General features: G+C 36.7%; 25 protein-coding genes and 1 pseudogene. 1 reads left to right on the forward strand and 25 read right to left on the reverse strand.

All coding sequences use genetic code 11. The annotated features are described in order from the left end of the window. Window positions 1-36: 36 nt before the first annotated feature. Both CFK40_RS15805 and CFK40_RS15810 read right to left on the reverse strand, forming a co-directional pair. Window positions 37-1,344 carry a CitMHS family transporter gene (locus CFK40_RS15805; RefSeq protein WP_089533379.1) on the reverse strand — a complete coding sequence of 436 codons (1,308 nt, stop codon included), beginning with the start codon at window positions 1,342-1,344 and terminating at the stop codon, window positions 37-39. 353 nt (window positions 1,345-1,697) lie between these two features. Beyond that, window positions 1,698-2,561 (reverse strand): LysR family transcriptional regulator, encoded by an 864-nt coding sequence (locus tag CFK40_RS15810; protein WP_089533380.1) that lies wholly within the window; start codon window positions 2,559-2,561, stop codon window positions 1,698-1,700. 145 nt (window positions 2,562-2,706) lie between these two features. Between CFK40_RS15810 and CFK40_RS15815 the strand changes: the two genes are divergently transcribed. Continuing rightward, a complete protein-coding gene (locus CFK40_RS15815) occupies window positions 2,707-3,834 on the forward strand; it encodes a 2-methylaconitate cis-trans isomerase PrpF family protein (protein ID WP_089533381.1) in 1,128 nt (375 codons plus the stop codon). 424 nt (window positions 3,835-4,258) lie between these two features. Here the strand turns inward: CFK40_RS15815 and CFK40_RS15820 are convergent, their stop codons facing one another. The 23 genes and pseudogenes from CFK40_RS15820 to CFK40_RS15930 all read right to left on the reverse strand — a co-directional run bounded on the left by CFK40_RS15820 (window position 4,259) and on the right by CFK40_RS15930 (window position 21,367). Then, complete coding sequence (locus CFK40_RS15820) at window positions 4,259-4,612, reverse strand: hypothetical protein (RefSeq protein WP_089533382.1); 354 nt, start codon at window positions 4,610-4,612, stop codon at window positions 4,259-4,261. A gap of 121 nt (window positions 4,613-4,733) precedes the next feature. Beyond that, window positions 4,734-5,177, reverse strand: coding sequence for a PaaI family thioesterase (locus CFK40_RS15825; RefSeq protein WP_089533383.1), 444 nt, complete (start codon window positions 5,175-5,177; stop codon window positions 4,734-4,736). An 86-nt stretch (window positions 5,178-5,263) separates the two neighbouring features. Continuing rightward, window positions 5,264-5,839, reverse strand: coding sequence for a TetR/AcrR family transcriptional regulator (locus CFK40_RS15830; protein WP_089533384.1), 576 nt, complete (start codon window positions 5,837-5,839; stop codon window positions 5,264-5,266). A gap of 120 nt (window positions 5,840-5,959) precedes the next feature. Continuing rightward, window positions 5,960-6,337 carry a hotdog family protein gene (locus CFK40_RS15835; RefSeq protein ID WP_089533385.1) on the reverse strand — a complete coding sequence of 126 codons (378 nt, stop codon included), beginning with the start codon at window positions 6,335-6,337 and terminating at the stop codon, window positions 5,960-5,962. A 22-nt stretch (window positions 6,338-6,359) separates the two neighbouring features. After that, window positions 6,360-7,136, reverse strand: a complete 777-nt coding sequence (locus CFK40_RS15840) for an AraC family transcriptional regulator (RefSeq protein ID WP_089533386.1) — start codon at window positions 7,134-7,136, stop codon at window positions 6,360-6,362. Between the two features lie 25 nt (window positions 7,137-7,161). After that, window positions 7,162-7,737: a LysE family translocator gene (locus CFK40_RS15845; protein WP_089533387.1), complete on the reverse strand. Its 576-nt coding sequence runs from the start codon at window positions 7,735-7,737 to the stop codon at window positions 7,162-7,164. Window positions 7,738-8,102: 365 nt separating this feature from the next. Next, window positions 8,103-9,086: pseudogene (locus CFK40_RS15850) on the reverse strand (MBL fold metallo-hydrolase). 308 nt (window positions 9,087-9,394) lie between these two features. Next, complete coding sequence (locus CFK40_RS15855; protein ID WP_227001798.1) at window positions 9,395-9,616, reverse strand: hypothetical protein; 222 nt, start codon at window positions 9,614-9,616, stop codon at window positions 9,395-9,397. Between the two features lie 107 nt (window positions 9,617-9,723). After that, window positions 9,724-9,936: a helix-turn-helix domain-containing protein gene (locus tag CFK40_RS15860; RefSeq protein WP_089533388.1), complete on the reverse strand. Its 213-nt coding sequence runs from the start codon at window positions 9,934-9,936 to the stop codon at window positions 9,724-9,726. Between the two features lie 10 nt (window positions 9,937-9,946). Further along, window positions 9,947-10,429 (reverse strand): DUF2975 domain-containing protein, encoded by a 483-nt coding sequence (locus tag CFK40_RS15865; protein ID WP_089533389.1) that lies wholly within the window; start codon window positions 10,427-10,429, stop codon window positions 9,947-9,949. A 65-nt stretch (window positions 10,430-10,494) separates the two neighbouring features. After that, window positions 10,495-11,259 carry a DUF817 domain-containing protein gene (locus tag CFK40_RS15870; protein ID WP_089534415.1) on the reverse strand — a complete coding sequence of 255 codons (765 nt, stop codon included), beginning with the start codon at window positions 11,257-11,259 and terminating at the stop codon, window positions 10,495-10,497. Window positions 11,260-11,614: 355 nt separating this feature from the next. Further along, window positions 11,615-12,097 carry a DUF2975 domain-containing protein gene (locus CFK40_RS15875; protein ID WP_089533390.1) on the reverse strand — a complete coding sequence of 161 codons (483 nt, stop codon included), beginning with the start codon at window positions 12,095-12,097 and terminating at the stop codon, window positions 11,615-11,617. A 64-nt stretch (window positions 12,098-12,161) separates the two neighbouring features. Then, window positions 12,162-12,860, reverse strand: coding sequence for a polyprenyl diphosphate synthase (uppS, locus tag CFK40_RS15880; protein ID WP_089533391.1), 699 nt, complete (start codon window positions 12,858-12,860; stop codon window positions 12,162-12,164). 422 nt (window positions 12,861-13,282) lie between these two features. Next, a complete protein-coding gene (gene blaI / locus CFK40_RS15885) occupies window positions 13,283-13,666 on the reverse strand; it encodes a penicillinase repressor BlaI (RefSeq protein WP_089533392.1) in 384 nt (127 codons plus the stop codon). A gap of 22 nt (window positions 13,667-13,688) precedes the next feature. Continuing rightward, the gene (locus tag CFK40_RS15890; protein WP_089533393.1) at window positions 13,689-15,458 is read right to left on the reverse strand and encodes a BlaR1 family beta-lactam sensor/signal transducer; all 1,770 of its coding nucleotides are present in this window, start codon (window positions 15,456-15,458) and stop codon (window positions 13,689-13,691) included. Between the two features lie 235 nt (window positions 15,459-15,693). Further along, the gene (bla, locus tag CFK40_RS15895) at window positions 15,694-16,551 is read right to left on the reverse strand and encodes a class A beta-lactamase (protein WP_405196597.1); all 858 of its coding nucleotides are present in this window, start codon (window positions 16,549-16,551) and stop codon (window positions 15,694-15,696) included. 1,163 nt (window positions 16,552-17,714) lie between these two features. Continuing rightward, the gene (locus CFK40_RS15900; RefSeq protein ID WP_089534416.1) at window positions 17,715-18,284 is read right to left on the reverse strand and encodes a hypothetical protein; all 570 of its coding nucleotides are present in this window, start codon (window positions 18,282-18,284) and stop codon (window positions 17,715-17,717) included. 59 nt (window positions 18,285-18,343) lie between these two features. Then, the gene (locus CFK40_RS15905; protein WP_089533395.1) at window positions 18,344-19,081 is read right to left on the reverse strand and encodes an alpha/beta hydrolase; all 738 of its coding nucleotides are present in this window, start codon (window positions 19,079-19,081) and stop codon (window positions 18,344-18,346) included. A gap of 122 nt (window positions 19,082-19,203) precedes the next feature. Then, window positions 19,204-19,398 carry a DUF6366 family protein gene (locus CFK40_RS15910; RefSeq protein WP_089533396.1) on the reverse strand — a complete coding sequence of 65 codons (195 nt, stop codon included), beginning with the start codon at window positions 19,396-19,398 and terminating at the stop codon, window positions 19,204-19,206. 61 nt (window positions 19,399-19,459) lie between these two features. Further along, the gene (locus tag CFK40_RS15915; RefSeq protein ID WP_089533397.1) at window positions 19,460-19,975 is read right to left on the reverse strand and encodes a hypothetical protein; all 516 of its coding nucleotides are present in this window, start codon (window positions 19,973-19,975) and stop codon (window positions 19,460-19,462) included. 131 nt (window positions 19,976-20,106) lie between these two features. Then, window positions 20,107-20,424: a YolD-like family protein gene (locus CFK40_RS15920; RefSeq protein WP_089533398.1), complete on the reverse strand. Its 318-nt coding sequence runs from the start codon at window positions 20,422-20,424 to the stop codon at window positions 20,107-20,109. A 2-nt stretch (window positions 20,425-20,426) separates the two neighbouring features. After that, complete coding sequence (locus CFK40_RS15925; protein WP_089533399.1) at window positions 20,427-20,642, reverse strand: WYL domain-containing protein; 216 nt, start codon at window positions 20,640-20,642, stop codon at window positions 20,427-20,429. Between the two features lie 386 nt (window positions 20,643-21,028). Beyond that, window positions 21,029-21,367 carry a hypothetical protein gene (locus tag CFK40_RS15930; protein ID WP_089533400.1) on the reverse strand — a complete coding sequence of 113 codons (339 nt, stop codon included), beginning with the start codon at window positions 21,365-21,367 and terminating at the stop codon, window positions 21,029-21,031. Window positions 21,368-21,462: the final 95 nt, after the last annotated feature.

The following is a 21,462-nucleotide window of genomic DNA, read 5'->3' on the forward strand; positions in this document are numbered from 1 at the left end:
ATGAATTGGGATGGAAGAATAATCGTTTATAATCTATTAAATAGCATTTGTTAAGAAGGCAACAATTATTATGGTTATAGAACACAATAAGGCCCATTTAATTGCAAATCGTTGAAGATCACCAATGTCTGTTTTGACCATCCCGACTAGTAGAAGAGTAGATGCTACAAGTGGACTTAGAAAGTGAACAGGTTGCCCTAATACAGAGGCTCTTGCAACTTCTAGAGCACTGACCTCGTAAGCAGATCCTGCCTCTGCTAAAATTGGCAAAACGCCAAAGTAGTATGCATCATTTGATAACATAAATGTTAACGGCATACTGGTTATCGCGACTATTGTCGGGAAGAAAGAACCTACAGATTCTGGTATTATTGCTATCAATGAATTTGAAATTGCGTCTACCATCTCTGTCCCCGAAAAAATGCCTGAGAAAATACCAGCAGCAAACACTAATATGACGACTGTTAAAGCATTTCCTGCGTGTGACGTAATACGTTCTCTTTGTTGTTCCAAATTAGGGTAATTTATCAAACAAGCGAGAACAAATCCAATTAAAAATAAAATGGAGGGAGACAACAATCCCATTATTAATATTGATATAATGGCTAATGTTAAGATTAAGTTAATCCACCTTAACTTAGGACGCTTAAGATCTTCTTGTAATGCAAAAGATGCAGCCGCCTCACTTACCTCAATAGAATCCTTTGAAACTTCTTCGACATTAATAATACCTATTCTTGCGCGCTCCTTTTTACCAAGAATATACGCTATAAAGAGAATTGATCCCATCCCCGCTAACATTGTTGGAATCATTGGAATAAAGAACTCATTTGCGTCCAGTCCTAAAGATGCAATGGCCCTTGTAGCTGGTCCTCCCCAAGGTGTCATACCGCTCATAATACTGACAGAAAGCATAGAAATAGTTGCGAGAACAAGTGGATTCATGCCTATACGAATATAGAGTCCTAACATAGCAGAAATTGTAATCATATGTGTAGTTGTTCCATCACCATCTAAAGCAACAGTCATTGCAATAACCGCAGTTCCAATAGCTATTTTAACAGGGTCTCCCTTAACAACTTTCATTACTTTATTGATAAGTGGATCAAATAACCCTGCGTCTATCAAAATACCAAAAAATAGAATTGCGAATAAGAGTAAAGCAGCTGAAGGAGCGACCTGTATAAGTCCATCCATCATCATATCTCCCAGCTCTAATCCGAACCCACCAAGTATTGCAAAGAAAATAGGCACTACCACAAGGGCTGTGACTGCAGACAATTTTTTTGTCATGATTAAATAAGTAAAAACTACGACCATCGAAATTCCTAAAAAAGTAAGAATAGCTAATCCCTCCCGTAAAGTAATCGCTTACAACATAAGCGAAAATGAATATTTTTTTAAAATAGTATTCAATCATTTCTGCTTGTTGAATCTATTTTCAGAATATTACAGGTGAATAAATAAGTAAAATATATTTTTTTTAATGTTTTCCCTAAAAAAAACTTATAATCGTTAAAATTAAACCATCTATAGTAACAAGATCTGTGACTTTTTTGTCTACCAAGGAAGTCACAATAGGATTCTAAGCAGTGGTTAGTAGAATATAAAAAGCATAAACCCTATTTTCATAATCAAAGGAAAATAGGGTCACTTTTAATTTGAAATAGGGTTATGTAACTTAAGTCATTTTCTTTTTAAATAGTTGAGCCATTATCTAAAAACTTAATAAAATTATTAACTGTAGAAAGTTGTAAAGAGTCTTTATTATACATTAACCAAGTATTTCTTAATACCGGATCGCCGTTTTTATAGGATAAACCGTACGTATATAGGTTATCAGAAGGTTGCAGACAAATTTCAGGCAATATAGCAATTCCCAAATCATTTTTGACCATTTGTTTACATGTTTCTTGTCTATCCGTTTCCATTGTAACAAATGGCGGTTCCGGAAACCTATCATGCCACCACTCATTAATTAGATTCTTTAATGAACTGTCAGTATTATAATTAATGAATGGAAGATTGAATAAATTTGTCATATCTACTTCTTTTTTAGAAATCAGGAACAGTCTTTCTTTATGTAATAATGTTTTTACTCCATACCAATCGTAATTACCACGCAGGATTCCAAGTTGCACACTTGAAGAATCAAGAAGATTCATAATTTCATTACTCCAGCCTGTATTCACGTTAAATTGCACATTTGGATAATTACTTGAAAAGTCTTTTAACATTTTAGGTAGTTTATATTGAGCAAAGTTACTTGATACCCCTATCCTTAAAGTTCCTTTCACTTCATCCTGCATATTTAACATATAATCCTTTGTTTTCTGTAATTTATTTAGCATATCAGCTGCATAGTCAGCTAAATGAACACCCTCAGAGGTAAATTCAATACCTCCTTTTATTTTAAAATATAAACTGGTTTCAAACTCTTTTTCTAAATTTTTAAGTCTGTACGTTAACGCTGGTTGTGAAATGTATAAGCGTTCAGCTGCGCGACTAATATTATTCTCTTCGTATAAAACTCTTATAGCGTTCCAATCTTTTTCATCCATGTTTTCAGCCCCCTATTAAATCTTTATGATTATAAGTTTTTTTTGGCATATAAACCAAAAAATATCTATTTTACTTATGATTATATTTATAATACTATACATTTAAAAGAAACGGAACTTTATTAGAAAAAAGGTGGTTATCGAAATGAAAGTGCCTGTTGTTGTTATGCGTGGTGGTACAAGTAAAGGTGTGTTTCTTGATTTCGAGAATATGCCAAATGATCGTTTGCTTTGGGATGATTTTTTATTGGATATTATGGGAAGCCCCGACCATAGACAAATCGACGGACTTGGTGGAGCAAATTCCTTAACAAGCAAGGCAGCTATTATCAAAAGGTCTGATTTAAAAGAAATAGATGTAGAATATACTTTCGCACAAATTAGCATTGAAAATCAATTAGTTGATTTTAAAGGGAATTGTGGGAATATCTCTTCTGCTGTAGGTCCTTATGCCATAGAGCAAGGGTTAGTTCCAGTTATAGAACCTATTACTACGGTTCGAATATTTAATACAAATACACAAAAGGTTATTATATCTGAAGTAGAAGTTGAAAATGGGAAAGTCAAAACAGATGGAATGTGCTCCATTCCAGGAGTACCTGGGAAAGGTTCGCCGATTTATCTTTCGTTTACAGATGCTGAAGGTGCAGTAACCGGAAAACTATTTCCTTCTGGGAATCCAATTGACGTGATTGAGACTTCTATGGGACCAATAAGTGTATCTATCATTGATGTTGCTAACCCACTTGTTTTTGTAAAAGCTCAAGATGTCGGTCTTATTGGGACTGAATTACCACATGAATTTACGCAAGAAAAGTTAATTGAATTGGAGGAAATTAGATCAATTGCAGCTGAGATTTGCGAATTTTCCAGCAAAGATGAGGCAACCATTAAATCACCCGCTGTTCCCAAACTTACTGTAATTGCACCTCCAATGGATTACATTGATACAACAGGTGTAGAAAGAAAAGCCTCTGATATAGAGTGTGTGATAAGAATGTTGTCTATGCAAAAACCACATCAAGCTCTTGCGATAACGGGGGCCATTTGTACAACTTCCGCAGCATTTTTAAAGGATACTATACTATCTAACATTGTAACAATTAATCAACATGTAGTTAGATTAGGACATCCTGCTGGCGTTATGGAAACTAAGGTTGATTTCATTGCAGGCCACCTAAGCGCTATAAAGGTAGTGCGTACAGCAAGAACGATCTTGGAAGGTTATGTATATACCAAAAGTAATTACGAGTATTCTACCATGTTAGCATAAGCCAGTTTATCTGATAGTTTATGGGTTTTTTTCAAAGTACAGATAAATACGGATTTACAACGTTGAAAGAAAAAAAGCCTAATTACTCAGTATTCTCAGTGAGTAATTAGGCTTGCCATTTTCAATAAAAGCGCTATTTTGTTTAACTTCACAATCTCTCTGGATTATAATTACTTTTTTGCCTTCTTTGTTTGGCTCTTCATTAAAATCTATGGCTCTAGAAAAAATTTAAACAAGGTTCTTGTCCATTTATCCTGGTGAAATAAGATGTAAAATATAGAAATAAATCTGTAGGGTTTCACTCTAAAAGGGTACCGCCAACATTAAGTTTCCTGTCCCTATGTTCTAATTTATATAGTCATTTGAAGAATATTGCAATTTAGATTTGTAGATGTCTTACTTGAGGACTTTCTTTGTTATCAGGTTAGATATTGCGAAGATTTTTCTCATGTTGGACATATTTACTAGATAGAAAATCAACTGTTTCTTGTGTTTCTCTCAAGCCTACCTGCATGCCATCGAACTTTTTCTCAAGCCGGTCAAATCGATTATCCATCCTCTTTCCAAGTCCGTCAAACTTTTTATCCGTTTGTTCCATGTGATGCTTCAACGTTTTTTCGGTTTGGTCAAAGTGAAGTTTCAATTGTTTTTCAGTTTTGTCATAGTGTTCTACCAACTGCTTATTGGTTTGTTCATAGTGATGTTGTAACTTTTTATCAATTTGCCCCGAATGAAGTTCCAATGCATTTAGAATTTCTTTTATTCCTGATTGTTCCATTATTTCCACCCCCAATTACGCCTATTATATTCTCTATTGTCGCTTTTGCAAAGAAGTATTTTTAGAAACTATTTTACTTCTATTAAAAACAAATACAACAGCAAGGTTTTCTAAATAAGCCTTATGATTTGTCCCTTTTACCATCCGCATTTCCTTTTAGAACCATACACGTACTAGTTGAATGGGCAACAAGACTTCCTTTTTTATCATATACATGACATTCAACTAAGCCAATTGTACCCCCTTTTTTTATAATTTTACTTTCAGCCCGAAGTTTACCTTCCCAAATAGGTTTCATGAAATTTAACTTTAATTCCACTGTGGTAAATAGTTCATCGTCAGCCAATGTGCTAAAAAAAGCATAACCCATAGCTAAATCAGATAAATCACATAGTATGCCCCCATGAAGTGTACCCATTGGATTGTGTAACTTTTCTGAGGCTTCCATTTCCAATACGGCCCTTCCTTTTTCCACCTCTATTATTTCTATGCCTAGTAATTGAGCTATTGGTGGTCCGGGAATGTCTCCAGTTAACATTTTGTTTAATTGTTCTAAGTGTTTCATTTTAGCTCACCCCTTAAAATTTTATTGCATTTGATTCAAGTTGTATCAATTTTAGAACGACCATTCTAAAATTATCAAAAAAAAGGCTAATCCAAGATCGACAGTGTGGTATCGATAATCTCTTCCATTTTTTGCTTGTCATCAGTGGTTTTTGCTAATACGCGTAATCCTACAAACGAATTATGGAAAAACTGGGATAGTCTTTCCGCATCATGATGGTTGGATATTTCTCCCGACTTTTGACCACGCAACAATAGCCCATACAGCAGTTTCTCTGTATTAGAGAAACTATCCATAACCTTTTCCCCTGCTTCTTGGTCATGCAAAGCCAACTCAACCGCTGTATTCACCGTCAAGCATCCGCTCGGTCGTTGTTCTTTTCGATAGATCGCCATCTCCAATAAACGCCTGATGGACAGCTTGACTGAATCCAGCGATTTTATTTGCTTCTCTATTTTAGCTTCCACCGTCTCGCTATAGCGTTCCAATGCTTTCATGTACAACGCATGCTTTCCTCCAAACGTATCGTAAATGCTTCTACGATGAATTCCCATGTGCGCTACCAAATCTTGCATGGAGGTTTTCTCATAGCCCTGATGCCAAAAAAGTTTCATAGCTCTATGTAATACGGCATTCTCATCAAACTCTTTGCTTCTAGCCATGCTTTTTCCTCCCTTACACAGCCTATACTATCATTTCTAGAATGTTCAGTAAAGAAAACAGTTTCGTGTTGTTCGACAACTGCACCTGCTTGCGGAATATGTAAATTAATTCATTCGCATTTAAAGTATTACTCCTGAGAAATCACCTTTTAATACTTCTATTTCATTCTGATTTTTACATGTGAAGGTTGCCATAATAGCTGTTCTATTATTTTTTTGCTTTTCGTATTTTTCAATTTTTACATCACATTTAATTGTATCATCTGTAAATACAGGTCTTAAAAACTCAAAATTCATATTACGAGCCAGTACGTTATAATCCCCACCAACTTTTGTTGGTAGAGTTGCTGTTAATAACCCTTGAACGACAAGTCTCCCCTTCTCATCAGGAGTAACATGATGTGAACCTTCATCACCTGAAACCTTAGTAAATAATTCAACTTCTTCTTCTGTAAAACTCCGTTCAAATGTAATCACATCACCTTTATTTAAAGACAATTTAATTCCTCCCTTATTAAATTCAGTTTATGTGTGACATATATCCAAGTGCTGTTGTTCCATATACACTTTTAAAATGTTTATTTAAATGTGTTAAATCAACAAAACCACATTCCGCTACTGCTGAATAAATATCTCCATTTTTTTCTATTAATTGCTTAGCACGTTCTATCTTGCAGTTAAGAAAGTATTGGTATGGTGAAATTCCAGTATGAGCCTTGAATAATCTGATGAACTGGAATTTTGATAATCCGAGCTCTTTACTTATCTCATCAAGTTTAAGTACTTTATCTAAGTTGGAATGAAGCATATCCTTCGCTTTTCTGATTAAAGCATTATCTTTCCTATTGTCTGCAGAAAAATCAGTTTGAATAAGGCTATCCGTGAGAGTTACGAGAAGTTCACTGCACAAAGCCTCATCCTTTTCACTTAATATTGCATGACCAAGACTTACTATTCTTTTTTCTAGTCTATCATCATACACAATTGGAGTCCGAAAACGTACTAAATCCTTTTTTTCACTAACTTCTAAAAGCAGTTGTGGATCAATATACAGCATGACATAATCAAGGCCTGTCTCATCATGTGCCATTCCGTCATGTACCTGTTCTGGATTAAATAGCATAACACCATTTTGATAGGATAATTGTAAACTTCCATCCAAATTATAATGTTGAATACCACGCAATGTTACACCAATTGCATACTCCTTGTGAGAGTGCTTTTTATACGTAAAATCAGTAATATTTGCTGACAGGGCGGTAATACCTGCCGATTTTTTATAGATAAATTTGTCCATTTCATTCACCTCTAATTTAGCTTACCTACATCCATATCATGATTGCAGCATAAACCAAAAATAATGCCATTATTACATTAACAATTTTTTCATGCTTCTGTAAAAACTTCTTAAAGATTGTACCGAAAAGAACCCAGATAATAAATGCTGAAAATCCAATAAGAGTTATAATTATAACACTTATTGTCAAAGCAGACATTGCGGTATAGTAGGGCAAAATAAAGCTAGGAAATACTGTCATTGTAAATGTTACTACCTTTGGATTTAAAAACTGCAATAGGAAGCCTGACTTAAAGGTACCAGTCTGTTTGACAGTTGGTTTTGATGAATCCATTCTGTAAATTTGATAAGCAAGATAGAGCATATAAATGCTTCCGATTATCTGCATAACAATCAATATTTTGGGGATTACCGTTATCAGCATTGTATTCAACATAGCAGAAATAGCAAGTAATAATCCGAAAGCAATCGTTGCTCCATACGTATATTCCATTCCCTTTTTTGTCCCTTGATTATGCACGGTGGATAATATGTCGATATTAGTAGGTCCTGGCGTACAAGTAACAATAAAACAGTATAGTAAAAAAGATGTAATGTTCATGAGGAAAACTCCTTTACAGGTATTCTCATGTAATCATACATCTTAAAATTAAATGGCATATAGTATATTATTGCAGAATTCTATGGTTAATGTGCTTCATTGGCTTCATGAAGGACTTTTCTTCCGCGTTCCGTGTTCTTTCAACCTTCATTGGCTTGATGAAGAACTTTTCTTCCGCATTTACGGGGGCTCTTGTTCTTCATTGGCTTTTTTACATTTAAACTTTAGCAATAAAAATAACATACCAATGAATTTGGCTTGTTACCTCACTTGTTTTCAATTTTCCTCCTCCAAAGGTAAACTACTTATTTCTAAGAGCCCCCCATTCTTCTGATATCCCTTTACCTTCAAAATTTACTTCTTTATTAGGTGAGATAATCCTGAGGTTTCCAATCTTTCGGCATTATGTTCTTATTCACCCATTCCTTTTGTGGTGCCTGGTATGGGGCGGCAGCGATTAAATGATTATTGTGCCAGCTTGCTGCACCGGAACGGATCATTTCATCGATCAGGACTTGTATAAATTCTTCTGGCTGAAGCTGGAAAGAGTAACGTGCAAAATCTTGGAACCAACCACAACTAAGCAAGTAGTTATCGATTTCTTCTTTTGCCAATCCGTTTTTCATGATTAATGTAAATGAAAAAATCCGTTTGCAGGCATGCCATGAAACTTTTTCTGGTGACTTGAGCCACTTTTCAAACCGTTTCTTTGCTGCATCAATGGCAACATGAGGATTATCGATTTGAGGCCCATGCCCTGAATATGCCTGCCTGATCCGGAGCGTGGATAATCGATCCAAACTCTCCATAGATCGCTGGATAGATGCAACACCCTCCCGGAAGACATTTAACCATCCGATATCTATTTTGTGAAAGAGATCCCCGCCAATTAATATATCTTCTTGCGTGTCATATAAAGAAATATGCCCTAACGTATGCCCCGGTGTGTGCAAGACTTTCAAGGTTCTACTTCCTGTATTAATCTCATCATTATCAGAGAGCTTTGTGTTGACATGATAAGGCTCTACAGGCTGATCAAGCCATTCTGCACTGCAGGCTTCAGGGTCACAAGAATTAATTAGAACGGCTTCCCATTTATGAGCAGCAATCGTAACACCATAATTTTTTTAAAAATAAAAATTGCCTCCTACATGGTCACTATGATAATGCGTATTCACAATAAGATGTAATTCTTCTGGTAAAACACCTGCTTCTTTAATTAATTGCTCTGTCTCCTTCGCATCACTCCCAAACCCAGTATCAATAAGGATTGGGAGCTGATCCTTAATAAGAACCATGTTTGCACTTGGAAATTTTCTTTCAAAGAAAATAATACTGTTTCTTTTCATAGACTCTATCTCCTTGTATAAAATGACTAAACGATTATATTTGAACGTTGAATCAACTATATCATATACAATTTATAGAATAGTGAAAATGAAATAATTATATTTTCATTTGGCTGAACCGCGTTTTTTGGGTTAGACACTTTCAAATCTGTCAAAAATCACGGTTGAACTGAACTCTTGCGAAGATTATAATGTTAGTGGGAATTTTCAAGATGAGGCACATGCCAAGGTGATTCACTTAGCATAGGGGTATTTTAGAATTTTGTTACTACCAGGTTATATATTGCGGAGTTTTTTCTCATGCTGTACTATTTACTGTGTAAAAAATCGACTGTCTCTTGGGTTTCCCTCAATTCTACCTGCATGCCATCAAACTTTTTCTCAAGCCGGTCAAATCGATCATTCATGTGTTTTTCAAGTCCGTCGATCTTTTTATCCGTTTCTTCAAAGCGACTTTGCATCTTTTTATCAATTTGTCGAGAATGAAGTTCCAATGCACGTAATATTTCCTTTATTCCTGATTGTTCCATTATTTTCACCTCCAATTATATCTATTATATCTGCTTTCGCTGCTTTTGAAAAGAAGAGTTGTTGAAAGCTCGAGAGAAGAGTGGGACAAGAGTACCTGTCCCAACCCCTAGTCCAAATCAGGTTTATATTCCAAAATATCACCAGGTTGACAATCCAGTGCCTTACAAATCGCCTCTAACGTTGATAATCGGATTGCTTTTGCCTTTCCATTTTTTAATATAGAAAGGTTGGCCATTGTTATTCCAACGCTATTTGAAAGCTCCGTTACACTCATTTTCCTTTTTGCCAGCATCACGTCAATATTGATTATAATTGCCATATTATTCACCTCAGACCGTTAGATCATTTTCTGATTTTATATTAATCGCATCTTTTAAAAGTTTTTGTAGAACAGCGGCAAAGACTGCAATCACAAACGAAGCAAAAATAATGACCATTCCGATTAGTATGATACCTGGAGCGTCATCTTTCTCCGCCATAAGAAAAAAGAGTGGCATGCCTGCTACGTACAAGGTACTGATTGTGATTGCACAGTATTTTATAATCTTTAGAGCACTTACAGATAGTTCCGAGAAAGCTTTATTCTTGTCGATATAGCTTAAAAGTTTAAAAGCTTGATACAGGGCAAAATAAAAAGGTATCGCCGCCGCATACATAACGATTAACACGAGATATTTCATATAAGCCATTTCTGGATACAATTCTGCTGCAAAATTTCCTATCTCAGGCACCACAAATATGCACAGAGCAAGAATTGGGATTCCCATAAGAATAACAGCTATCTTTAAAAAGAGTGTTGATCCTCGTTTCATTAAAAGCACCTCATTTATTAGTATAAATTTGATTTTAACATGTTATTTTCATAATTTTCGCCACCCTAATGATTTTGTCCCTTAACCCGCTTTAATGTCGCTACGATAAGGAAGCTAATAATCACTAATAAAAGCCATGAACTCACTTTTCCTAGATGGACAAGACTCCATGCTTCGGTTTGGTATGGATATTCCCAAGCTCCAAAATACGTTGCGATATTTTCGGCAATCCATATAAAAAATCCGATAAGCACGAAAGAAAATGCGAGTGGCATACGGTAACGGGTTCCATCAATTTCGTATGTGACCCATGATTGCCAAAAAACGATAATAACTAGTCCAGATAACCACCATCGAACGTCAATCCAAAAATGATGGATGAAAAAATTCAAGTAAATCGCAGCCGCAAGAGGTACAACTATTAAAAACGGCGGCCACTTAACAAGGTCAACCTTTAACCTCCTCCACGCCTGGCAAAGATAACTTGCTACACTTGCGTACATGAATCCGCTATACAAAGGCACGCCAAAGATTTTGGAGTATCCTTCCTCTGGATAAGACCAGGAGCCCATATGTACCTTAAAAAGTTCAAGTGCAAGACCAATAAGGTGAAACAGTGTGATAACCTTTAGTTCATCCCGTGTTTCAAGCCCAGAACGCACCATCCAGACCTGCATCAGAAGGCAGATAATTAGCAGCCAGTCATACCGCGGGAGGAATGGTAGTGACGTAATTTGTGTTAAAGCAAGTGAGGCAAAAATAACGACCGGGAACAAACATGATAGAGCCTGACCCCACCCAAAACGAGCGAGTTGTTTTAGCGGTCTCATGATTTGTGCCCTCCATTTTTGAATGGTTAAATCCATGGATAGCTCCCCCTTTTTTAGTGGCCCCCTGAAAAAGTGGTGGATTTTAAAAATTTAACTTTTCACCTTAACTTAGCATCTCGAATATACGGAGACTCCTCGAAAAAGAAAAGCACTTTTTCTTCGTGCGATGCCTTTTCAGGGGAGCATTCCTTATCCTGCGGGAAGCAAGAGATCGGCGAGACCCCGTAGGACGGCAGTCCGAGGAGGCTCGACACTCGCCCTAAGGTGCGCGTAGTATATTCGAAGATGCGATGGTAGATCCACCTATTTTGTACTACGTTTAACTTTTTCAGAACCCCCCCTTTTTTTTATTCTCTTAGACCGTTAAATCGTTTTCTGATTTTATATCAATTGCGTCTTTTAAAAGCTTTTGCAGCACAGCGGCAAAGATAGCAATTACAAATGAGGCAAAAATAATGACCAATCCGATTATTATACCTGGCGCGTCGTCTACCTTTGTAAGAAGATATAAGTATGGCATCTCTACAACATACAAAATACTGATTGTGGTTGCGCAGTATTTTATATTCCTTAAAGCCTTTACAGATAATTCCGAGAAGGCTACGTTCTTGTGAATATAGCTTAAAAGTTTTAACGTCTGATACAAAGCAAAGAAAAACGGTATCATTGCTGCATACATCCCGATTAATAAAGGATATTGCAAATTAGCAAGCTCTGGAAGCTGCCAATACGGAGAATCCGGGTCAAATCTAGGCAACCCCACTATACACACAGCAAGCACTATCATTCCTATAAAAAATACAACTGCTTTCAAAAAATTTGTTGAACCTTGTTCCATAAAAAACACCCACTTTCTACACAACTGTCACCTAACGATGGCAGTCATTTTTATAAAGCGTAATTCACCCGCTCAAATAACTGTTCACCGGCTGTTGACCAATCGCTTCGGCAAGCATCTCCCCCGTGAAATCTGGAAAATACACATCCGAGAAATACAGCTGTGATTCAGCGGACTGCCAGAGCAAGAAATTACTTATTCTCTTCTCCCCACCCGTCCGGATAATTATATCGGGTGACGGCAGATTTCCCGTGTACAAATACTGCTGCATTCTTTCCTCAGTTATGTCATTCTCGCTAATTGTCCCGTTTCTGACTTCCTTAATCAGCGTTTTAGCGGCTTGGATAATATCACCCCTGCCCCCATAATTGAAAGCGAAATTGACGATGATACCGGTATTATTCTCTGTAGAAGCAACCGCCTTTGCCAGCGCTTCTCGGGTTTTATTGGGTAGAGGGGCCATGTTTCCGGAAATCCTGATTTGAATCTTCCTTCTCATAAATTCAGGAAGCTTTTTATTAAAAAATCTTACCGGCAAATCCATCAGGTAATTTACTTCATCAGGAGGTCTAGACCAGTTTTCCGAGGAAAAGGCGTATAACGTCAGAACCTTGATTCCCAGGTTAATACTGGCGTCAATAATTTCTTCCATTCGCTTTGCTCCCGCGTAATGGCCTTCACTTCGGATCAGACGTCTTTTTTTACCCCATCTACCATTCCCATCCATGATAATTGCCACATGGTCAGGACTGCATTTATACATCCGACCTCACCCCCTCAGTATTTTTCTAGTTCCAGAGCTAGCAACCGCTCACGTACCTCCTGATTAGTAAAAAAAAAGTCGCCAGCATCCATCATTTGCGGCGGTCATGCAGCATATGTTCAATACGTCTACCAACCACCCCTTATTTATGTTAACCGACTAAAATGAGTGTTTTCCCTTCCATACAAACACCTCACTTATTTATTGTAAATTTGATTTTAACATGCAATTTATCGTTTTACAATAAATAATTATCAATTTTAATGATTATTTTATTGTTATGTAAATATCCTTTTAGTTTTAGACAAAAATAAAAAGCATTCCTCATTACAAAGAATGCTCTATAATTATAGCCAATGAAATGTACACCCTTGACATTTTTTTAACCTGACAAAGATTGTACTAATGAATGACAGGCTGTCTTATTCTTCATCCTGCTTGTTATCCAAAATAGACCGCAGCTCCTTAATATCATCGTCAGACAAATCCTCATCCTGAATAAATTGAACGAGCATCGACTTTAAGGTGCCGTCATAGAATCGTTTCACAAAAGATTCTGTCTTGGCGCGCTGGCATTCGTTCTGGGAAAATAGCGGATAGAATGTATAGACTCGCTGATTCTTGTGAACACCGATGACTTCCTTTTTAGTGAGCCGATCCAACAGGGTACGTACGGTTTTCGGCTTCCAGTTTGTTTGTGCTGGCAAGGATGAAATGATTTCATTTGCTGTTCGCGGTGCTTTTTGCCAAAGCACTTTCATCACTTCCCATTCCGACTCTGAAATAGTGGGTATTTTATTCGTCACGTGAATCCCTGCCTTTACTCTTTTAATAAATGCCTTTGTCTTCCAAAATGGATTTCGTAATTTCAGCTGCTATACTGCTATTCGCATGATGGTTGCTTTCGATATTAGTTGCAAAGAAATACGTGTTGTGTTTCGTTTCTGCATAGCCAATGAACCAGCCATTCACATTTTTTCCGTTGACCGTTCCTGTGCCTGTTTTGCCATAAAGTGTTACATTGTCTTTCGTCTCTAGTTTGATGACATCTTTTATTAATTGAACGTTTTTCTTATCAAGGCCAAATTGGTTTGTATAAAAGTCTTTGAGTAACTGCACCTGTTCAATCGGTGAAATTTTCAAAGAAGATTCGAGCCAATAGTCTTCGATTCCCCCGGACACATTTTGATTTCCATAATTTATTTTATCAAGATATGCTTGGATATTTTCCATCTGAATCTTTTTGTCGAGCCTTTGGAAGTACCAAGTCACGGAATTTTCCATCGCGGTAAATAAATTTTGATTTTGATTCCAGATTTTATAAGGATATGTTTTTCCGTCCCACTTCATGGAGGTCTGATGTCGTTTAATCACACCGGACTCCAATGCAAATAACGCGCTGTATATTTTATACGTGGAATTCGGCGAAACCCGTAACGTGCTTTTATCTTTATTATAGATATGGTATTGTGCCTCCTGCAAATTGTATAATACAAAGCTGCCGTCATAGCCATTGAAAAATGCGCTTAAATCCTCATACACGGTCCGCTTTTTTTCAAAATTGATCCGGTCGTCACCATAAGGCATTGCAGAAACTATTGGAATCTGACTCACGACAACCCCCGCCAAAAGCATAAAAATCAGGATACTTTTCAATTTTAACAGCTTGGATTCAACTGTGAAGGCTGCAATCCGTTCAATCCGTTTTTTTAATTGCTTTTTTGAACCAGCAAGATGGTTAGCCATCACGAAATGCCTTGAAAGATAGGATTTATCTACAAAATTAATAATCGTGTTCCCGTATGCTGCATGCTGGTTTTGATTAAGCATCTTTAAGACAGCACTGTCACAGGCGATTTCACGGTCCAACCGCATTTCCCTGAAAGCAATCCAGATCAATGGATTATACCAGTACAATATCTGGAACAGGACTATCAGGTGATTCGTGGCAATGTCTTTATATTTATAGTGATTTAATTCATGCAGCAAAATGTATTTCAGATTTTCCATGGACATCCACGTTTCAACATGTTGTGGCAGGATAATGTATGTCTTAAAAATACCGAACGTCAAGGGTGACTTGACAAGTGGTGATTCCACCAATACAAGATGCCGCGAAATATGGAGGCGTTGTTTGCACTGTTCGAATAATGTGAGAACCTCCTGATTCTTAATGACGCTGGTGGATTTTTTTAATTTCCGCAGTTTTATCCAGCCATGAATTGTCAAAGCAATCATTACGAGAATGCCTGTTATCCATATCATTGTTATGATATGGTTGAAAAATGTCAGATCAAACCGGTTAACGGAGGTTGAAAAATCGTGCATCCAATTTCCATTTTCCAATGCAGGATTTTCAGTTGTGGTGTTGGTTGATGACGGATTGCTGTTTTGGTTCCCGTTCCACGTGAACTTACCCCCAAAATCCAATAAATGCGTTGGAAGTAAGGGAAGTGTTAACGCAGTCAGTAAAAGAAACCATAAATTATATTGCCATTTGGAGGACAATTGTTTCTGAAAAATTTTCCGGGTTAATATAATTGCAATGACCACAAAAGAAGATATGAACATGCATACAGCCAGTTGGGGGACAGACATTTTTTCATCTCCTTAACCGCGAAGTTATTTACTCAAAGTACCTTAATTTTACCATGACGTCAATTATAAATCTTTTATGAATAATGGTATATGAGGCAAGTGATTCCAGCGTACATGCAAAAAAATCTAGTCAGCTTCTCCAATTTAGAAAAGGCCAAACATAATTGGTAAATAAATAGTTGTGTGAAGAGTCACACATGCCAACCCTGACTGACATGTGTGACCTCTGATTTTCTTATTTTAAAGCGTTTAGTGTGATTTCGGCAGCCTTTGCAACTAGCGCATCGTTATATTCGGCATTCTCTTTATCGTGCCGGGACATAACCGCTATGACGATTGGTTCTCTGTTCGGCGGCCAAACAATAGCAATGTCATTTCTCGTACCGTAGCTTCCGGCCCCGCTTTTGTCAGCAACTTTCCATCCTTGAGGTGCGCCTGCACGTATCAGTGCATCTCCTGTTGCATTTCCTTTCATCCAATCGATAAGCAATTCACGTTTTTCATTTGGAAGAAAATCACCAAGTGCAACTTTTTTCAGATTGATGGCCATGGTACTGGGTGTGCTGGTATCACGCTTATTCCCCGGCGTGAATTCATTTAATTCGGTTTCATATCGTTCGGGCTGGGTAACGTCATCGCCAATGTTCCGTAAAGCTTGCTTAAATTTATCAGGACCCCCGAGCGCCTCAAGTAGAAGGTTTCCCGCGGTGTTGTCACTTTTTCGAATGGCCGCTTCACTTATTTCCAGCAGTGTCATACCAGTATCCACGTGTTTCTCGGTAACCGGAGAATAGGTAACCAGATCATCCTTGGTGTACGTAACGACTTTTTCAAGATCTTTGATGTCGTTTTGCTTCAGCAGGATTGCTGCGGCCAAAACTTTGAATGTAGATGAGTAGGCGAAACGCTCATCCGGGTGGTACTTGACGGTTTGATTTGTACCTGTATCGATTGCATAAACACCGATTCGTGCGTCAAACTCATTTTCAAGCTGGGCAAACTTTTCATCTTTATTGATCGTTTGCTCTGTTTCGATTTCCTTTTCGGATGATGCATCGGTTTTATTGTCTGCATTTACGCATGCGGTAAGTATTAGTAGGGTCAGCAATACTAGGTACAGTGTTAACTTACGTACACCGGACTTGTATAGATTTGTTTTTCTCACATTGATACCTTCTTTCTATTAAAGTGGATTTCTTATACCTCTTTTCTCCGTTTATCTATTGTATTTGTAAGTATTTATTCCCCCTTTTAATTCACGTGATTACAACTGTAGTACAGTATTACATTTGTAGTCCTATAAAGTCAACCCTAAAGTTATTTAACGAATTCTAAAATGATCCTTGAGTTGTTTTTCTGGAAATGGCAGAATTATAGGCTTAGTTTGTCATAATGGAATAAGATAAGGCATCGATTATAAAGTTGAGGACTTTTCTCCACTATTTGGACCAATATAACATTCCCTCATGAAGATGCCAGACACTATAGACCCTGATAGAGGCCACTGAAAAAGTTAAATATAGTACAAAATATGCGGATCTACCATCGCACCCCCGAATATACTTTGCTTTCCGCGGGCGAGTGTCGAGCCTTCTCGGACTGTCGTCCTGCGGGGTCTCGCCGATCTCTTACTTCCCGCAGGATAAGGAATGCTCCCCTGAAAAGGCATCGCACGAAGAAAAAGTGCTTTTCTTTTTCGAGGAGTCTCCGTATATTCGAGGATGCTAAGTTGATGTGAAAAGTTAAATTTTAAAAATCCACTACTTTTTCAGTGGCCTCCCCTGATACCATAGGGGTATTGAATAGATTTGGAATCCAAATTAAATATGCTGTTCTTACAAGTACGACATTGTTTGAAACTGTCATGTTATTGAACAGAAAGGAAACATGGGGTCCTTCGATGGTTATTGCTAGGTTGGGTTTGTATTAGTGTTTTGAAGAAACTAAATTGTTAAGCAATAGGGGGCATTTGTGGAACATCAAAAACCAAATTTCTCACTAAAGGTACGGAGGAATTTGGCTTTTCTATCTTTCAAAATCTTAAACTTTATAATCTACACTTCTTTAAATCCCATTGGTCATTACTGTGGCGACGAGAGGTAAACTTTGTGGCATATCAAGAAAATAAAGCCAATAACTTTATTTGTCTATTTATCAAACTTATCTTTCCCTAGTTCTCCGTAGTCTTGTTACAAAAAACTTTTGTGCAAACTCCTTCTCCAACAATTGCAACCGTTAATTGATGAAGCCATATCTTTACTGCATGATAACTTCAAAATCTTCATGCGTAGGCGCTTCCTCTGTGTAGGCAATCCAATACATGTATTGTTTAGAAAAACCCTCCATAATATGTTTTACGTATGTTACTGCTTTTGTTGATTCCCCTAATACTTTGACTTCTTTTATTTTTGTATCACTTGCATCTTCCTCTGGCATAATAATCGTAACTGAAGGACCATCATCCCTGCCAAAAACCAAAGCTTCTATATGCTCTAGACTCATTGACGTGGTGCGGTCTTTTGGACCTGCTATCCACTCTAATTTCCCATTATTATTCTTTAAAATAACTAAATCGGGATTATGGCTGTTGCTACCATGTTTATTTTTAAAAATCACGTAAATAAAATCATCTTTTAAGTCATAATCAATAATTTCTTTATCCCTTAATTTGTTTTCTGACATGACCTTGCTGATTTGCTCTTCCAATGACAGACTTTCTTCTGTGACAGTTTGCTCCATACTAGCCTCTGCAGTAGGATCCTTAGCCTCGTTTGAACAACCGAACAGAACAAAAATTAAGATGAACACGATGTATAACTTTTTCATGACATAGCCTCCGAATGCATCTCCCATAACTAGTATTTCTCACCTTCAAGCTACTTACCTTACCAATCCAAACTATCTAAAAATATAAGTATATCCTCATTCAATTCTTCAGCATCCTTCCCTAATGTCATCATATGTTCAGATTGCGTATACTCTTTTATTTTTTTACAATCTGTACGTACAGTGTCGTATATAAAATTAGCACTCTCCTTATACAATGAATCATCTAATAATCCGTACATTACAAAGATTGGGGAAGTAATTAAATCCAGTTTTTGACTTGTATTATCAACCAATTCTTGAAATTCTGACAGCCCATGCATTGGGTTGTTTTTCAATTCACTCATTTCAACAGTGATTTGTTCCTCACTCTTGCCTTGAAACTGCTTATATCTTTTGGCATAAGTCAAAACACGCTCATGTAAAACATCAATTTCTCTACGAATTGGAACAGACATCGAAACAATGCCATTCACGTTCAATTCAGTTCCTATCTTTAACGAGAAAACCCCACCTAAAGAAAGTCCTACAACAGCAATCTTTTCAAATCCATCATCCTTAAGTAACTGATAACCATTTACTACATCTTGCCACCAATCTTTTGGACCTGTTTTTATAAGCGCATTTGGTTCTAATCCATGCCCTTTATATAAAGGCGCATGACAAGTATAATTATATTTTTGCAAGTACTTACCTAACTTTTTTACGTCTACTGTATTTCCGGTAAATGCATGAAGTAACAAGACAGCTCTATCTCCACCTCTATATGTAAAAGACTTTGGATGAACTATTTTCATCTTCCTATCTCCTTATTTCGCTTAATTACTGCCATTTGTTAATACTAATTCGACAATAATTTCTGTCTGTTTTTTATTACTTTTACCCATAAGCATTTGATCTAATAAAACTATAGCTCCAGTTACCTGAAGAATAATGAGGCGATTAAAATGCCTACTATTATTACAAGAATAAGTATTCCAGTACCTTTCCACCCTAAACTCCCAACTAAATCAGAAAGTCCTCCACCGTGAACACTTCCAGCAGGGTTTCTTTTTAGTTCTTCTTGCCTCATTTTTTCTCTTCTTCTTTCAGGAGTTTCCCTTTCATCATTCATTTGAACACCTCACTTGTTAATTCTTGCACCAATTACTGTATTAAAGTAACTGACTTTGCCTTTAATTGTGAAAAAGTTTATGAAAGTCACGAATTACCATAACTTCTATTTTATGTTCATTACTCATATTAGCTTCACCGGTCACCATTTCAACTTCTGATGACTCACTGCCTTCTTTTTGGTACTGTAATTCTACGGTGAAATCATAAATTATTTCTTTAGATTCTGATTTCTCATATTCGATGTTTTTTACCTTTATTTTATAATTTTTTCTCATCGGTTCCATCATTAATGTTGAACTGTAATTATTTACAAAGTCCAGGTAGGACATATCATCTGCAAAATAATCTTTATATAGGTCTTCTTCATACTGTACTAAATCTTCGAGTCCCTCACCTTCCAACGCTTGTTTCAATTCATCACTTGGACCATTAAGAGCTTTCTGTAATACAGCCTCAATTGTTTGTATATTTTCGTCTTGTGTTTTCGTTTCTGTTTTTTCGGTACAGCCAACAATAAATAAAATAAGTGAGGCGAATAATACGGTTGCAAAAAATCTATACGTTTGTTTTTTCATATAATTCCCTCCTTTCTAATTAATACGTTTAACTATGTTAATTAGTTTCAAATTCATTTTTTTGACTATTCTGCTTCGTTTAAGTTAACCCTTCACAACCCCTGTATTTTTAATAACGTGGATAAATAAACCTAATCAATATAAACATCAATTACATTTTCAATAGCAATTTCCTTTTCTCCCAGTCGCAATAAACCAGTACGTGCATTTATCAACTTGAGCTTCCCTCTCGCCATGCAATAATGGGGTTTATCATAATATTTAATTTCGACAGTTAAATTATTATGCAAGGCATCTTGGAGTTTGAATTCCATTTCTTCAATTTGTTGTTCATCAAGAATAGGCTTTTCCTTATAATCGTCTTCTTCCCACATCTTCTTCAGCAATTCAATGTGCTCCGGCAGCATCATTGCTGTCCATTTTTTCGTTCCTCTATCATGCAAACTCATTACTAAGCCCCCATCCTTTTCTTGACTAATCCGACTGACAGTATATTTTCCAGTTTAAACGTTCTTACCTTTCTTCTGGTATAGCAATAAGCCAGTATCATTTCATCATTGATTTTAAGAGCGCGAATAATTCGTTGGGATGCCTGGTTATCCTTGGAAAGATAAATCATCTCAATTTTTTCCTTGCTCTGGATTGACCTTATTAGCATGTTTTTCATGAAATTACCTCCATATCAGGAACATTCGTTCTCATCATACCATAAAAGAAGATCGACAGGTAATAAATTTTTCACTATGGAAAATGTTTACACGTACTACTCGAGGCAAAAAAATGCCTAACCTCTGCACGTTGCGTACAGCAATTTAGAGGTTAGGCAGTAAATACTTTCAGATTCAGTATAAAGTTAGGTAAGGCTATCTGAGGTACGAAGCGATGCGCAGACCTTGTCCCTATTACTTGTAAACGATTTGACAAATAAAAGGCTATTATGGGACGAGTTCACTGATCCCGCGTTCCATTTCATGTTGAACGATAGCAATTTGAAGAAGTTGGTGTGTAAAATAATTGAGCTGTTTATTTGAAGAATTTCTTTGTTCTTATGTGTTATATATTGCGGAGTTTTTTTTCATGCTGTACATATTTGCTGGATAGAAAGTCGACTGTTTCTTGTGTTTCCCTCAAGCCTACCTCCAGTCCATCAAACTTTTTCTCGAGCCGGTCGAATCGTTTATCCATCTTCTTGTCAAGACCTTCCACCTTTTCATCAAGTCCTTTAAACTTATTCTCAAGTCCATCCACCTTTTTGTCAAGTCCATCAAACTTATTCTCAAGTCCTTCAAACCTTTTATCAGTTTTCTCAAAGTGTTGGTTCAACTTTTTGTCAATTTGCTGCGAATGAAGTTCTAATGCATTTAATATTTCTTTTATACCTGATTGTTCCATTATCCTCACCTCCAATTACACCTATTATATCTCCTATTGTTGTTTTTGAAAAGGAGGAAAAAGGGGGGAGTTCCCATTTTAAAGGGACATAGGGA

This window comes from Virgibacillus necropolis, assembly GCF_002224365.1.
Lineage (GTDB): Bacteria > Bacillota > Bacilli > Bacillales > Amphibacillaceae > Virgibacillus_F > Virgibacillus_F necropolis.

Excerpts from the sequence above, each read along its gene's own strand:
- CFK40_RS15810 (WP_089533380.1), bottom strand. The coding sequence starts at position 2,561 with ATGGATGAAAAAGATTGGAACGCTATAAGAGTTTTATACGAAGAGAAT.
- CFK40_RS15815 (WP_089533381.1), top strand. The coding sequence starts at position 2,707 with ATGAAAGTGCCTGTTGTTGTTATGCGTGGTGGTACAAGTAAAGGTGTG.
- CFK40_RS15820 (WP_089533382.1), bottom strand. The coding sequence starts at position 4,612 with ATGGAACAATCAGGAATAAAAGAAATTCTAAATGCATTGGAACTTCAT.
- CFK40_RS15825 (WP_089533383.1), bottom strand. The coding sequence starts at position 5,177 with ATGAAACACTTAGAACAATTAAACAAAATGTTAACTGGAGACATTCCC.
- CFK40_RS15830 (WP_089533384.1), bottom strand. The coding sequence starts at position 5,839 with ATGGCTAGAAGCAAAGAGTTTGATGAGAATGCCGTATTACATAGAGCT.
- CFK40_RS15840 (WP_089533386.1), bottom strand. The coding sequence starts at position 7,136 with ATGGACAAATTTATCTATAAAAAATCGGCAGGTATTACCGCCCTGTCA.
- CFK40_RS15845 (WP_089533387.1), bottom strand. The coding sequence starts at position 7,737 with ATGAACATTACATCTTTTTTACTATACTGTTTTATTGTTACTTGTACG.
- CFK40_RS15855 (WP_227001798.1), bottom strand. The coding sequence starts at position 9,616 with ATGGAACAATCAGGAATAAAGGAAATATTACGTGCATTGGAACTTCAT.
- CFK40_RS15860 (WP_089533388.1), bottom strand. The coding sequence starts at position 9,936 with ATGGCAATTATAATCAATATTGACGTGATGCTGGCAAAAAGGAAAATG.
- CFK40_RS15865 (WP_089533389.1), bottom strand. The coding sequence starts at position 10,429 with ATGAAACGAGGATCAACACTCTTTTTAAAGATAGCTGTTATTCTTATG.
- CFK40_RS15870 (WP_089534415.1), bottom strand. The coding sequence starts at position 11,259 with ATGAGACCGCTAAAACAACTCGCTCGTTTTGGGTGGGGTCAGGCTCTA.
- CFK40_RS15875 (WP_089533390.1), bottom strand. The coding sequence starts at position 12,097 with ATGGAACAAGGTTCAACAAATTTTTTGAAAGCAGTTGTATTTTTTATA.
- uppS (WP_089533391.1), bottom strand. The coding sequence starts at position 12,860 with ATGTATAAATGCAGTCCTGACCATGTGGCAATTATCATGGATGGGAAT.
- CFK40_RS15890 (WP_089533393.1), bottom strand. The coding sequence starts at position 15,458 with ATGTCTGTCCCCCAACTGGCTGTATGCATGTTCATATCTTCTTTTGTG.
- CFK40_RS15900 (WP_089534416.1), bottom strand. The coding sequence starts at position 18,284 with ATGAAAAAGTTATACATCGTGTTCATCTTAATTTTTGTTCTGTTCGGT.
- CFK40_RS15905 (WP_089533395.1), bottom strand. The coding sequence starts at position 19,081 with ATGAAAATAGTTCATCCAAAGTCTTTTACATATAGAGGTGGAGATAGA.
- CFK40_RS15910 (WP_089533396.1), bottom strand. The coding sequence starts at position 19,398 with ATGAATGATGAAAGGGAAACTCCTGAAAGAAGAAGAGAAAAAATGAGG.
- CFK40_RS15915 (WP_089533397.1), bottom strand. The coding sequence starts at position 19,975 with ATGAAAAAACAAACGTATAGATTTTTTGCAACCGTATTATTCGCCTCA.
- CFK40_RS15920 (WP_089533398.1), bottom strand. The coding sequence starts at position 20,424 with ATGAGTTTGCATGATAGAGGAACGAAAAAATGGACAGCAATGATGCTG.
- CFK40_RS15925 (WP_089533399.1), bottom strand. The coding sequence starts at position 20,642 with ATGAAAAACATGCTAATAAGGTCAATCCAGAGCAAGGAAAAAATTGAG.
- CFK40_RS15930 (WP_089533400.1), bottom strand. The coding sequence starts at position 21,367 with ATGGAACAATCAGGTATAAAAGAAATATTAAATGCATTAGAACTTCAT.